The sequence below is a fragment of the Eggerthella sp. BIOML-A1 genome, from assembly GCF_009875595.1.
GTDB classification, from domain to species: Bacteria; Actinomycetota; Coriobacteriia; order Coriobacteriales; family Eggerthellaceae; genus Eggerthella; species Eggerthella lenta.
Window position 1 is genome coordinate 327293 of the sequence record NZ_WWRZ01000003.1, and the last position, 13391, is coordinate 340683.

Sequence of the window (13391 nt, forward strand, 5' to 3'; positions counted from 1 at the left end):
TTTCCGCGAGGCCTTTTTCAACCAGTATAGCAAGCGCGGCGCACCCGAAGATGCGCCGCGCGAGAAAACTTGATGCGAGAAGCCCCTAGTCCGTGAAGTAACCCACGCCGCCCTCGAACAGCTGCTGGTAGCGGTCGCCAGGGACGTTCTGGTACAGACCGTAGCCGCGGCGCTCGCTGTGGCCCATCTTGCCGAGGATGCGGCCGTCGGGGCTGGTGATGCCCTCGATGGCCAGTACCGATCCGTTCGGGTTCACGTCAAGGCTCATCGACGGCACGCCCTGCTCGTCCACGTACTGCGTGGCGATCTGGCCGTTCGCAGCCAACTGGGCCGCCAGCTCGGGCGACGCGACGAAGCGGCCCTCGCCGTGGCTCACGGGCACCGTATGGATGTCGCCCACCTCGCAGCGGCTCAGCCACGGCGACAGGTTCGATGCCACGCGCGTGCGCACCAGACGGCTCTGATGACGACCGATGGTGTTGAACGTGAGCGTGGGGCACTCCTCGTCCATGGGGCGGATGTCGCCGAACGGCACGAGACCCAACTTCACGAGCGCCTGGAAACCGTTGCAGATGCCCAGCATGAGGCCGTCGCGGTTCTGCAGCAGGTCGCGCACCGCTTCGGTGACGGCCGGAGCGCGGAAGAACGCGGTGATGAACTTGGCCGAGCCGTCGGGCTCGTCGCCGCCGGAGAACCCGCCGGGGATCATGATGATCTGGCTGTTCTCGATGGCCTTCACCAACGCCTCGGTGCTCTCGGCCACCTTGTCGGGGGTCAGATTGTTGATGATGAGCGTCTCGGCCACAGCTCCCGCCTGCTCGAAGGCGCGCGCCGAATCGTACTCGCAGTTGTTGCCCGGGAACACGGGGATGATGACGCGCGGGCGCGCGATGGTGCCGTTGTACACGAGCGGCGCAACGCCGTCGAAGGACACCGTTTCCACGGCATCGCCCTCGGCGCGGTACGGGAACACCGACTCGAGGTGGCCCTCCCACGCTTCCTGCAGCCCGACCAGGTCGATGACCTCGCCGCAGGCGGCGAACTCGTAGGCCTCGGTCGTCTCGCCCACCTCGTCCACGCGCACGGCGTCGGACGCATGCGGCAGCTCCACGCACGGAGCCAGCTCCACGAGGAAGCTGCCGTACGACGGCGCGAACAGCTCGTCGGCCGTCACCGAATCGGCCAGCGTCACGCCGATGCCGTTGCCCACGCTCATCTTGAACAGAGCCTCAGCCGTCGCGCCGTATCCCGGCGTGGACACGGCCAGCGCCGCACCGTCGCCGATCAAGCGCTCCACCAGCTCGAACGCCTCCACCAAGCCGGCGGCGTCGGGCGTGACACCGTCGTACGACGCGGGCGCGATGCGCACCACGCGGCTGCCCGCCTGCTTGAACTCGGGCGACGTCGCGCGATCCACCGAGCCGATGGCCGTGGCGAACGACACCAGCGTGGGCGGCACGTCCAGCTGCTCGAAACTGCCCGACATGGAGTCCTTGCCGCCGATGGAGCCGATACCCAGGTCCACCTGCGCCATCAGCGCGCCCAGCACGGCGGCGGCGGGCTTGCCCCAGCGCTCGGGCTCGTCGCGCAGCTTCTCGAAGTACTCCTGGAACGTCAGGTACATGTCCTTGTGGAAGAAGCCGGCGGCCACGAGGCGCGCCACGCTCTCCACCACGGCGATGTACGAGCCGGTGAACTGGTTCGCCTCGGTGAGGTAGGGGTTGAAGCCCCAGGCCATGCCGCTGACCGTGGTGGTCTCGCCGAACACGGGCAGCTTCGCCACCATGGCCATCGCCGGCGTCAGCTGGCGCGACCCGCCGAACGGCATGAGCACCGTGCCCGCGCCGATGGTGGAGTCGAAGCGCTCGGACAGGCCCTTGTTCGAGCACACGTTCAAGTCGGTGACCAGCGCGTTCATGCGCTCGGCCAGCGTGTCGCCCGCCCAGGTGCGCTCGTACGTTCCACCCGGCAGCACGCGCACGTCCTGGTGCTTCGCCGCGCCGTTGCTGTTGAGGAAGTCGCGGCTCACGTCCACGATGACGGCGCCGTTCCACTCCATGCGCACGCGCGCCTCCTCCGTCACCGTGGCGATGGGGGTTGCTTCGAGGTTCTCCTCGTGCGCGTAGCCGATGAACTCGTCCACGTCCTCGGCCGCCAGGGCAACGGCCATGCGCTCCTGGCTCTCGGAGATGACCAGCTCGGTGCCGTCAAGGCCGTCGTACTTCTTCGGCACCTTGTTGAGGTCGATGTGCAGGCCGTCGGCCAGCTCGCCGATGGCCACGGACACCCCGCCCGCGCCGAAGTCGTTGCAGCGCTTGATCAGCTTGCAAGCGTCGCCCCGACGGAACAGGCGCTGGATCTTGCGCTCCACGGGCGCGTTGCCCTTCTGCACCTCGGCGCCGCAGCTTTCGAGCGATTCCAGCTTGTGCGCCTTCGAGGAACCCGTGGCGCCGCCGATGCCGTCGCGGCCGGTGCGGCCGCCCAGCAGCACCACCACGTCGCCCGGAGCGGGCGTCTCGCGACGCACATGCTCGGCCGGGGTGGCGCCCACCACGGCGCCGATCTCCATGCGCTTCGCAGCGTAGCCGGGATGGTACAGCTCGTTCACCTGGCCGGTTGCCAAGCCGATCTGGTTGCCGTACGAAGAGTAGCCCGCGGCCGCGGTGGTCACCAGCTTGCGCTGCGGCAGCTTGCCCGGCAGCGTCTCGCTCACGGGAACCAGCGGGTCGGCCGCGCCCGTCACGCGCATGGCCTGGTAGACGTAGCTGCGGCCCGACAAGGGGTCGCGGATGGCGCCGCCCACGCAGGTGGCCGCGCCGCCGAACGGCTCGATCTCGGTGGGATGGTTGTGCGTCTCGTTCTTGAACAGGTACAGCCAGTCCTGCTCCTCGCCGTCCACGTCCACCTTGCACTTCACGGTGCAGGCGTTGATCTCCTCGGACTCGTCGAGGCCGGTCAGCACACCCTTCGCCTTCAGCCAGCGCGCGCCGATGGTGCCCATGTCCATGAGGCACACCGGCTTTTCGTCGCGGCCCAGTTCGTGGCGCATCTCGAGGTACTTCTCAAACGCGGCCTGCACGGCCTCGTCCTCCACCACCACGTTGTCCAGCACGGTGCCGAACGTGGTGTGGCGGCAGTGATCGGACCAGTACGTGTCGATCATCTTGATCTCGGTGATGGTGGGGTTGCGCCCCTCTTCGGCGAAGTACTGCTGGCAGAACGCGATGTCGGCCAGGTCCATGGCCAGCCCGCGGTCAGCGATGAACGCCGCCAGGCCCGCCTCATCCAGCTCCAGGAACCCGCCCACCGTCTCCACCATGCCCGGCACGGGCTGCTCCATGTGCAGCGTCTCGCGCACATCAAGCGACGCCTCGCGCGCTTCGATGGGGTTGATCACGTAGTGCTTGATGGCGGCGACGTCCTCGTCGGACAGCGCGCCCTCCAGCATGTACACCTTCGCGCTGCGCACCTCGGGGCGCTCGCCCTGGCTGATCAGCTGGATGCATTCGCTTGCAGAATCGGCGCGCTGGTCGAACTGGCCGGGAAGGTACTCCACGGCGAACACCGCCGCCCCGTTCGCCTCGGGCATCTCCAGCGTCGCGATGTCGGACTGCGGCTCGCTGAACACGGTGGGCACGCACTGAGCGAACAGCTCGTCCGAGATCCCCTCCACGTCGTAGCGATTCACCATGCGGAGATTCTCAAGCGCGCCGACGCCCAGCAGGCTGCGCAGCTCCTCTTTCAGCTGCTTCGCCTCCCCGTCGAAGCCGGGCTTCTTCTCCACGTAGACACGAGAAACCATGGTCCCCACCTTACTTCGTCGAATCCTTGTCGGAAGTTTTCGCCTCCATCGGCTCGGCCTCCTGCTTCTTCGGCAGGCGGAACCCGTTGCCGAACAGGCCGCGCTTCTTAGGCGCCTCCTCCACGGCCGGAGCCTCCTCCACCTTCTGCTTGGCGGCGCGCTGCGCGGCCTTCTGCTGCTTTTCTGCTGCGCGCATCTCCTTGGTTTTTTTGGACATCATCTCTTCCTGATAGGCGCGTCGCACCTTGCGGATTTTCGAGAAGTCCACGTATAAGGCGCCGATGATGCACACATAGGCCAGGCCCAGCACCACATAGGTTCCCACCTCGGGCAGGAAGGCGCGGCCGAACCACGACATAGCCGTCATCACGATGGCGCCGATCAAAAGACCCCACCAGATCTTGCGAAGACGCTTGTATTCCGGCGTGGGCGGGTTGTAGTACTGCCGATCGATCTCGGTCTGCTTCGCTCGTGCGGCCTTCTTGTCAGCCTTCTTCTGCTGCTTCGTCTTCACGGTGGGCTGGATGCGCACCGACGAAGCCGCCTTCGTCTTCGGCTTCATGGTGGCCGCGCTCTTGCGCGTCTGACCGCGATGCTCGTCGGTCTGGTACCGGTCGTTCATAGGGTTGCGCTGGGACATGGGTTATTGCTCCTTGTTGATTGCCTCGAACCTCGCAGGTCCGTCAAAGTCAGCGAGAGGCGTTGAGGTGCCCGGAATTGTCGTGAAAGCTTTGCGAAGCGTGCTTTTGCACGTGAGCGAAGCTTGGAGCGGCAAGGCCGGACGCCTCAACGCCTCGCAGCGTCGAGAAGTTCCGGATGCCGTTAGGCAAACGGAACGAAAGTTCTACCCGTGATCTTCTCGTAGGCCTGGATGTACTTCTCGCTGGTGCGGTCGATGATGTCCTGGGGCAGGCGGGGCGGGTTGCCCTGACGATCCCAGTTGGCGTTCAGCCAGTCGCGCACGAACTGCTTGTCGAAGCTGGGCTGGTCCTTGCCCTCGGCGTACTCATCGCCCGGCCAGAAGCGGGACGAATCGGGCGTCAGCACCTCGTCGGCCAGGATGATCTGGCCGTTCAGGCGGCCGAACTCGAACTTCGTGTCGGCGATGATCACGCCGCGCTCGGCCGCGTGGTCGCGCGCCGTGGTGTATACCTTCAGCGCAAGGTCGCGCAGCTGCGAAGCGTCGTCCTCGCCGATGATCTCCACGAGGCGCTCGTAGCTGATGTTCTCGTCGTGGTCGCCGATCTCGGCCTTCGTCGAGGGCGTGAAGATGGGCTCGGGAAGCTTCGACGAGTTCACCAGGCCCTCGGGCAGCTGGATGCCGCACACAGTGCCCTGCTTCTGGTACTCTTTGAGGCCGCTGCCGGCCAGGTAGCCGCGCACAATGCACTCGGCGGGGAACATGTCGGCCTTCTTCACCAGCATGAAGCGGCCGCGCAGGTAGTCGGCGTACGGCTGGAACTGCTCGGGCAGGTCGGCCACGTCGGAGGAGATGAGATGGTTCTCCACCACGCCGTCCAGAAGCTCGAACCAGAAGCACGACAGCTGCGTGAGCACCGCGCCCTTGTGGGGGATCTCGTCTTCCAGGATGTAATCGAACGCCGAGATGCGGTCCGTCGCCACAAGCAGCAGCTTGTCGCCCAGATCGTACAGATCGCGGACTTTCCCTTGTGCATCAGGCTTGATGTCGATTCCGGTCATGCTGGTCCTTTCGTTGCTCTCTCGAAACGCCGCTCTGCGGCACCCGGCGCTCCCCTTCTCCGTCGGCGCGCCCTATTATCGTCTATTTCTGGTCTTTACGCGACTTCCCACGCGATTTTTGCGATTTCTGCCCGCGCTGCTGCTCGTCGCCCTGGTACAGCGGGATGTGAATGGTGAAGCATGCGCCCTCTCCCTTGCGGCCTTCCACCTGCACCCAGCCGTTGTGGCGCTCGACGATCTCCTTCACCACGGACAAGCCGATGCCCAGGCCGCCGCTCTCGCGCGTGCGTCCCGCGTCGGCGCGCCAGAAGCGCGAGAACACCATCTTCGCCTCGTCGGGCGTGAGGCCGATGCCCGTGTCCTGCACGCTGATGGACGCCATGATGTCGCCGCGCTTCACGCGCACGGTAACCAAGCCCCCTTCGGACGTGTAACGAACCGCGTTCGAGATGAGGTTGGCGGTTGCCTGGCGAATCATGTCCGCGTCGCCTAGCACGCGCACGCCTTGCTCCATCTCGTACTTCAGCGTGAGGCCAGAATCGGCTACGAACGCCTCGTGCGTGGCCACGATGCCGGCGATCAGCTCGCCCACATTGACCACTTCCTTCTTCATAGGCGTAGAGCGGCTCTCCAAACGCGAAAGCTTCAAGATGGCGTCTACCAGGCGGCTGAGGCGCTGCACCTCGGAGTTCACGGTTTCCAGGCGCTCCTCGTCGGCCTCGAACACGCCGTCCACCATCGCTTCCACAGTGGATTGGATGGCCATCAGCGGCGTACGCAGCTCATGCGCCACGTCGGTGGTCAGACGGCGCTCCAGCTCGCGGTCGCGCTCGATGGAGTCGGCCATCGCGTCGAACGTCTCGCCCAGGTGCGCGATCTCGTCCTCGCCGTGCAGTTCGGTGCGGGCCGACAGGTCGCCTTCCTTGATGGCCTTCGCCGTGGTGGTCATGCGGTTGATGGGGCTGACCAGCGTACGCGCGAACAAGAAGCCGATGCATGATGCCAGCACGATGGCGAGCGCCGTCGCGAACACCATGGCCTGGTACGAGTTGTTACGGAATTCCTCGTCGGTCTGACTGAGCAGCGCCTCGGAGCCGTACACCCACATGTGGACGGATCCGACGGCGACGTTGTCGGTGATGATGGGGGCGATGGCCAGCTGGTCGCTGTCTCCGGGAGGAGGCGCGAGCGATCCTCGACTGTAGTCCTTGCCCGGCATATCATTTCCGTTTTCGCTGGGCGGAATCGTGGAATCGTACACGACGCTGCCGGTTTGGTTGTCGAAGATCTTGACGCCCACGCCGTTCAGCTTTGCCGCATAGCCCGCAACCGTCGCGATGCCGACGTTGTCGAGCGTGCCCGTATCCGAGTAGATCTCCGCGATCTGCTCGGCCGTGGATTCGGCGAGTTTATAGATGTTGGCCTGCGTATACGTCTGGAAGTGCTGCTCCCACACGAACGACAGCACGCCGATGGCCACAAGCGCGGTCATGGCCGCGATGAAGGCGAACGCGGCCGTGACGCGCGTGGTGTACGTCAGGTTGTCCCAGCCGAAACGGATGCCGCGGCGCTTTTTGCCGTCGCTCTCGTGCGGCACGACGATGGGCCCCGTGGTGCCCGTATCGGCTTCGACCGTCAAACGCTCGACGACCGGGGTGTGCGATGCGGTTTCTTGCGCATCGGAGGCTGGCGATGCAGCCTGTTCGCTTGCGTCTCGCACGTCGGTTTACTGCGCAACTTTCGTGGGATCCTCGAAGCGGTAGCCCACGCCGTGAACGGTGTGCAGCCACTTCGGGCTGCGCGGGTTGTCGCCGATCTTCGCGCGCAGGTTCTTCACATGCGAGTCGATGGTGCGCTCGTAGCCCTCGAAGTCGTAGCCCAGCACCTTCTCCACCAGCTCCATGCGCGAGTACACGCGACCCGGGTAGCGGGACAGCGTGGTGAGCAGCTTGAACTCGCTGGCGGTGAGATCGATCTCCTCGTTGTTGACCAGCACTTTGTGCCCCGACACGTCGATGGTGAGCTCGCCGAACTCCAGCACTTCGCGCTGCGGCTCGGAATCGGCGTGCACGCGGCGCAGAAGCGCGCGGGCGCGAGCAACCAGCTCGCGGGGGCTGAACGGCTTCACCAGGTAGTCGTCGGCGCCCAGCTCCAGACCGATGATGCGGTCTTCCACCTCGCCCTTAGCGGTGAGCATGATAATGGGCACGTCGGAGTTGTCGCGGATGGCGCGGCAGACGCGCTCGCCCGGCACGCGGGGCAGCATGAGGTCGAGGATGACAAGATCGAAGTGGTGCTTCGAGAACTCCTCGAGCGCCTCCTGGCCGTCGCCGACCGCCGTCACCCAGTAATTCTCGCGTTCAAGATAGGCCGTCACGGCGTCGCGGATGGCCTTTTCGTCTTCAACCAAAAGGATGCGTCGTGTTTCGTTGCTCATGGATCACTCCTCAAGCTCGCTGACATCTCGGACAATGCGCGCCCGCGTTCCCTACGCGGACCAGTTCCGAGCGTATTGGTCGTGTTTGCGTTTATTGTAGCAATTAGACCGAAGGGCGCTTTAACCTGTGCGTGAAATGACACAATAAACACCATGGTAACCCGCAGATCAACACACGCGAATCACGCGAAACCGACCGTTGCTAAGAAACGCCTTGCGAACAGGCGCGCAGCCTCCCGGGGAGGCGCGCTGTACGCCGGCGGAAAACCGAACGCGCGCGGTGGGCATGTGGGAAACGTCGCCGGATACGGCGGAGCACACGGCGGCAGCGGTCGTCGCGGGGGCTCCGCAGACGTCGGCAACGTGGCGGGGTACGGCAGCGCCAGCGCCATGGGCTCGGTCGGCGCGCATCGCCGCTCGTCCTCCGCATCGCCCTCCCCATCGTCCCCCGCTCCGCGCGGCACCTCTAACGGCAACGCCGGCGGCAACGGCGTTCGCGTTCCCACGCCGAACGGAGGCGAGGTTCTGCTCACCCGCCGCCACTTCCTGTACGGAGCGTTGGGCGTGGGCGCTTTGGCGGCCGTGGGCGGCGGCGCATCCGTCGTAATCGAGCAGACGAAGAACGACCCAGATGACAACCTCGTAGTGCTCAAGGTGCCCGAAGACGCGGTGCTGTCGTCTGCGTCCGACGAGTTCACCAACACGTTCGTCCAGGCGGAAGATCCAACGACGCTCATGAACCAGGTGGGGAATTACGAGCTGCCGTACGGCTCGCTCGTCTGGGCGAACGACGACGATTTGGCCGCATGCCTCTTGCCCACCGACACCGGCAAGCCGCTGACCCAGGTGGCGCTGCTTTCGCTGAGCTCGGGAAACTCCACCGTGGTGCTGGAGCAGGCCGTCGGATCCGACGAAGGCTTCGAAATCTACGACGTGCGCGCCACATCCTCGGGTCTCATCTGGGCCGAGGCGGACATCCTCGACGGCGTCTGGCGCATATACACCGCGCGTACCGATGGTGCGGCTCTGGGCAATCCCGCGCTGGTGGAAGAAGGCGACGGCGATTGGGAGATGCCCACCATCGCCGCCGTGGGAAACCGCGCATTCTGGCAGGTGTTGCCGAAAGCGAGCGGTCCGAAGAAAACCGAGCCGTCGCTGTTCAAGCGCGCCACCATGGGAGCGAACGACATCGAGACGCTGTGGACCTCGATCGGCCGCATGGCGACGGCTCCCTACGCCACCGGCGACTCCGTGGTCATCACGCCGCGCACGGACACCTCGTCCATCCACTACCAGCTCGTGCGCGTGGATGCCAACACGGGCGAAGCGCTGGACACCATGGCGCTGCCCACGTCCATGAAACCGCTGGAAGCCGGCTACGGCAACACCGGGTTCATGTTCTCGTTCGATGCCGGCTACCAGTACGGCGGAGGTATCGCCAGCATCGGCACGTACACCCCGGCCAGCGCCGTGACGAACGGCGACTACAGCAACGCGCCGTGGTTCCGTTTCAGCCGCAACCCTACCGCGCCGCCTGCCTGGTGCGGGTCGTACCTCATGGTGAAGTCGCGCACGCAAGTCGTGGGCATCAACTTCGACACGAACGACTGGTTCGCCTTCGACGTGAAAAGCGGCGCTGACGATTACGGCGAGTACCTGGCGTCCACCGGCTCGCGCGATGCCGTGGTCACGTACACAAACATCGACGACAAGCCCCTCGACGGCGAGGCCAGGAAGTACTGCCTCGTAAGGGTATGGACACCAGCTTAAACGCCTTCTCCGTCCCAGACCATCTGCGTAAGTCGGCACAAAGATATCGCACCCATCAAAAACAGGAAGCCCCGCAGGACGGGGCTTCCTGATGCCTCTACGTAAGGTAGGCGGCAGCTTTTAGAACTCCAGCTCCTTGAGGCGGTCGAATACCACGTCTTTACGGGTGAGGAAGTCCCAAGGGTCGAAGATCTCGTCCAGCACCTCGGCGCTGAGGTTCGCCTCGGGGTCGGCTTCGAGGTTTTCGCGATAGGTGGGTCCGTCCACGGCGTTCTGGATATCCTCCCACACCTTCATGGCGTTGCGTTGCACGATGACGTAGGCGTCCTCGCGGCTGATGCCGGTGTCCACCAGGGCCAGCAGCACCTTCGAGCTGAAGATGAGGCCCTTCGTGCGCCACAGGTTGTGCTCCATCTTGGCCGGATAGGTTTGCAGGCCGTCCAGCATCCACTGCATCTTGCCGAACATGTAGTCCAGCGCGATGAAGCTGTCGGCCAGCGCGACCCGCTCGGCACCGGAGTGGCTGATGTCGCGCTCGTACCACAGCGCCACGTTGTCGAAGGCCACCTGCGCGTTGCTCTTGACCGTGCGGGCCAGGCCGCAGACGCGCTCGGCCGTGATGGGGTTGCGCTTGTGCGGCATGGCGCTGCTCCCCTTCTGCCCCTTCGCGAACGGCTCCTCGGCCTCGATGACGTCGGACTGCTGCAGCAGGCGCACCTGCATGGCGATGGACTCCAGTGTGGAAGCCGTCACAGCCAGGCCGGCCATCACCTGCGCGTGACGGTCGCGCGCCAGCACCTGCGTGGACAGCGGGTCGGCCGCAAGGCCCAGGCGCTCGCACACGTACTGCTCGACGAACGGGTCGATGCTGGAGTACGTGCCCACCGCGCCGCTGATGGCGCCCGTGGCGGCCACCTTGCGGGCTTCCTCCATGCGCGTCTGCGCGCGCTTGAGGGCCCAAGCCCAGCTGCCGAACTTCATGCCGAACGTCATGGGCTCGGCGTGGATGCCGTGCGTGCGGCCCACGCACAGCGTCTCCTGGAACTCGAAGGCACGGCGCTTGCACGTCTCGCCCAGCTGCTTGATGTCTTCCAGGATGATATCGATAGCCTGCGTGATCTGGTAGGACAGCGCCGTGTCGCCCAGGTCGGACGACGTCATGCCGTAGTGCACCCAACGGCTGGGCGGCTCGGTGCCTTCCGGCACGTCGGCGTCGATGTACTCGGCCATGTTCGTGGTGAACGCGATGACGTCGTGGTTCGTCACCTTCTCGATCTCGTCGATGCGCTCCACGGTGAAGTCGGCATGCGCGCGGATCCACGCGGCCTCCTCCTTCGTGATGCCGGACTTGCCCAGCTCGGCCTGCGCCTCGCAGGCCAGCACCTCGATTTCCTTCCAGATGTTGAACTTGTTTTCCAACTCCCAGATGGCGCCCATCGCGGGGCGCGTGTAACGGTTGATCACGCCGGTCCCTTTCACCCTGTTCTGCCTGATGGCAACCAGCATACCGCAAACGGACGGCAGCGCGGCGTATTTCACGGAAAGCGCCGAGCAGCCAGGGCGGCGGGCTGCGCGGGCGCAAAGCGGCCACTAGGCCGCTTTGCGCCCGGACGGATCAGCCTTCCCGAAGCGCGCTTCAGAGCGCGGCTTATTGCTTGACTTCTCTATTCTTGTTCGAGTAGTATATTTCCCATTATTATGCTAGGTTTTAGGGAGGAACCGCGGTATGGAGCAAGCACGGAAGCAGCAGATCGTCGCACGCGGACGAGTCCGCTCGATCAACGTGTCGAAGCGCAAGGGAACGCGCAAGATGCCGTGCGAAGGCGGCGCGACCGTCGTCGCGCATCGGGGCCTGGACACCGACGCACATGCCGGCGATTGGCATCGCCAGGTGTCGCTGCTTGCTTGGGAATCCATCGAGAAAGCGCGCGCGACCGGCCTCGACGTGGTTGAGGGCGACTTCGCCGAAAACGTCACCACCGAGGGCATCGACCTGTTAGCGCTGCCCCTGGGCACGCGCGTGCGCATCGGCGAGGACGTGCTGTTGGAGCTATCGCAGATCGGCAAGGTGTGCCACACGAAGTGCGCCATCTACCACCTGGCAGGCGACTGCATCTTCCCGCGCGAGGGCATCTTCTTCGTGGCGCTGGAAGGCGGCGCGATCAACGTGGGCGACCCGGTGGAAGTCGTCTCACTCGGCGACGGCACCTGCGCTTACACCCCGCCCGAAGCGCTGGCAGAGCTGGCCGCCGCGACTCGATAGCACCAAGACGATACTTGTCGCCTCGTGGACGTCCGGCCTAACAAGAGGCCGAACGTCCACCGGCAACACCTCAATCCATGCGCAATGCATCGTACAGCATTTTCGGCGCTACGCGCGCAAGCCTCTCGACAGCTTCCTGCAGAGGGGGCACCGTGTCCAGGCGATACCACTCAGTCAGAATATCCGTCTCGGTTTTCACCCAGCTGTCCAGGCAAAACATGAGATCGTCATCAAGGGCTATATGCTTGTAATCCTGCAGCGTCTCGAGCAGTGCGCACTTGCGATAGTGAGGCATGATACTGCGCTGGCTTGGGAAGTTGAGCGTATACTGCGTTGCGACCTTGAAGAATTCGCTCTCGAGCGAAAGCAGCTTTAGATGATGGAAATAGCCTGTTTCCCAATCCATTGTCCGGCCCACCTCTATCAAGTAAAACTTGTGGACGTGCATCGGCCACCACCAATGCAGACTGTACTTGCTATCGAAGTACCGATAGAACATTTGGCGAGATATACCGATTTTTTCACATAAGTCGGTCACCTTGATCTGGTCGAGAGACTTGTCTACAGCGTGCATGATCCGCAACCGCATCCGCACGTCTTCATCGTCGAGGATCCCCTTCGGCTCCCACTCGCCCATCTCTACCCCCCTTCCCGCATCCCCATACGGTTTTCTCAAAGAGTACCCTTCCCCACGCTGCCGATCGCTCCTTAGATGCCGACCGGCTTCAACCCTTCGGCAGAGGCCGCGGTGCGCAAATCCTTCCAAACCGACAAATGGTCGATCTCAAGAGCCTTGCACACCGTATCGCACATACCGCACTCTATACATTCCCACAAGCCATTTTGCACGGCTTGGACAACGCGATCCCCCTGATCGTAAGGATCGTAAAAACGATTGGCAATGGCTATCATTCCAGTTGGGCCGATATAGGACTTAAACCCCTTCTGCTCGACAACGGGGCACGCCGCCGTGCACACGCCGCAACGTGCGCAGTACTCGAGCGGCTCGAGCTTCTCGGACAGACCAGCGTCGACCGGAGCCTTAATCTCATCAAGGTTTAGGTCAAACGCACGTTGACGAGCGAGAATACGGCTCACTTTGTCCGTAACCTTCGTCTTGTCGACAATCAGGTCGCGCACCACCGGAAAATGCTTGAGTGGCGTGACTTCGTTCTTGCCCGCATCCTCAACCAGGGTAACGCAGGCGAGACACGGTGTGCCGTTGAGCGTCATGGCGCAACGGCCGCACACGCGCCCGCGGCAGCTGTAATCGAATGCGATAGGCTCGATGGTGTCGTTGATGACCACCAGCGCCTCGAGCAGGGTCATGTGCTCGGTGTGCTCGATCTCGTATGTACCGAAATAAGGCTCGGCGTCAACCGAGGGATTGTACTTTTGCACGCTGATCTTCATAGCGC

10 protein-coding genes are annotated in these 13391 nt (G+C 64.1%); 2 read left to right on the forward strand and 8 right to left on the reverse strand.

The window, feature by feature from the left end:
• Nucleotides 1–85: 85 nt before the first annotated feature.
• From GT590_RS04970 to GT590_RS04990, 5 genes are all read right to left on the reverse strand, one after another.
• Nucleotides 86–3802, reverse strand: a complete 3717-nt coding sequence (locus GT590_RS04970) for a phosphoribosylformylglycinamidine synthase (protein ID WP_161170936.1) — start codon at nt 3800–3802, stop codon at nt 86–88.
• Between the two features lie 10 nt (nt 3803–3812).
• Nucleotides 3813–4442 (reverse strand): hypothetical protein, encoded by a 630-nt coding sequence (locus GT590_RS04975; protein WP_009608199.1) that lies wholly within the window; start codon nt 4440–4442, stop codon nt 3813–3815.
• A gap of 182 nt (nt 4443–4624) precedes the next feature.
• Nucleotides 4625–5503 (reverse strand): phosphoribosylaminoimidazolesuccinocarboxamide synthase, encoded by an 879-nt coding sequence (locus tag GT590_RS04980; protein WP_009607933.1) that lies wholly within the window; start codon nt 5501–5503, stop codon nt 4625–4627.
• A gap of 82 nt (nt 5504–5585) precedes the next feature.
• Nucleotides 5586–7223 (reverse strand): cell wall metabolism sensor histidine kinase WalK, encoded by a 1638-nt coding sequence (locus tag GT590_RS04985; RefSeq protein WP_009305831.1) that lies wholly within the window; start codon nt 7221–7223, stop codon nt 5586–5588.
• A 6-nt stretch (nt 7224–7229) separates the two neighbouring features.
• Nucleotides 7230–7940: a response regulator transcription factor gene (locus tag GT590_RS04990; RefSeq protein WP_009305830.1), complete on the reverse strand. Its 711-nt coding sequence runs from the start codon at nt 7938–7940 to the stop codon at nt 7230–7232.
• A 288-nt stretch (nt 7941–8228) separates the two neighbouring features.
• Here GT590_RS04990 and GT590_RS04995 point away from each other — a divergent pair, with 288 nt between their 5' ends.
• Complete coding sequence (locus GT590_RS04995; RefSeq protein ID WP_015759899.1) at nt 8229–9710, forward strand: twin-arginine translocation signal domain-containing protein; 1482 nt, start codon at nt 8229–8231, stop codon at nt 9708–9710.
• Between the two features lie 120 nt (nt 9711–9830).
• On the opposite strand, the gene purB is transcribed toward GT590_RS04995, so the two are convergent.
• Nucleotides 9831–11174 carry an adenylosuccinate lyase gene (purB, locus tag GT590_RS05000; protein ID WP_009305828.1) on the reverse strand — a complete coding sequence of 448 codons (1344 nt, stop codon included), beginning with the start codon at nt 11172–11174 and terminating at the stop codon, nt 9831–9833.
• 262 nt (nt 11175–11436) lie between these two features.
• On the opposite strand from purB, the gene GT590_RS05005 reads away from it, so the two are divergent.
• Nucleotides 11437–11973: an MOSC domain-containing protein gene (locus tag GT590_RS05005; protein ID WP_015759897.1), complete on the forward strand. Its 537-nt coding sequence runs from the start codon at nt 11437–11439 to the stop codon at nt 11971–11973.
• Nucleotides 11974–12043: 70 nt separating this feature from the next.
• Here the strand turns inward: GT590_RS05005 and GT590_RS05010 are convergent, their stop codons facing one another.
• A complete protein-coding gene (locus GT590_RS05010; protein ID WP_009608117.1) occupies nt 12044–12610 on the reverse strand; it encodes a TetR/AcrR family transcriptional regulator in 567 nt (188 codons plus the stop codon).
• Between the two features lie 71 nt (nt 12611–12681).
• Complete coding sequence (locus tag GT590_RS05015) at nt 12682–13386, reverse strand: succinate dehydrogenase/fumarate reductase iron-sulfur subunit (protein ID WP_009607943.1); 705 nt, start codon at nt 13384–13386, stop codon at nt 12682–12684.
• Between the last annotated feature and the right edge of the window lie 5 nt (nt 13387–13391).

What these genes read in the sequence shown, in the direction of transcription:
- GT590_RS04970 (WP_161170936.1), bottom strand. Translation starts at nt 3,802, where the DNA reads ATGGTTTCTCGTGTCTACGTGGAGAAGAAGCCCGGCTTCGACGGGGAG.
- GT590_RS04975 (WP_009608199.1), bottom strand. Translation starts at nt 4,442, where the DNA reads ATGTCCCAGCGCAACCCTATGAACGACCGGTACCAGACCGACGAGCAT.
- GT590_RS04980 (WP_009607933.1), bottom strand. Translation starts at nt 5,503, where the DNA reads ATGACCGGAATCGACATCAAGCCTGATGCACAAGGGAAAGTCCGCGAT.
- GT590_RS04990 (WP_009305830.1), bottom strand. Translation starts at nt 7,940, where the DNA reads ATGAGCAACGAAACACGACGCATCCTTTTGGTTGAAGACGAAAAGGCC.
- GT590_RS05005 (WP_015759897.1), top strand. Translation starts at nt 11,437, where the DNA reads ATGGAGCAAGCACGGAAGCAGCAGATCGTCGCACGCGGACGAGTCCGC.
- GT590_RS05010 (WP_009608117.1), bottom strand. Translation starts at nt 12,610, where the DNA reads ATGGGCGAGTGGGAGCCGAAGGGGATCCTCGACGATGAAGACGTGCGG.
- GT590_RS05015 (WP_009607943.1), bottom strand. Translation starts at nt 13,386, where the DNA reads ATGAAGATCAGCGTGCAAAAGTACAATCCCTCGGTTGACGCCGAGCCT.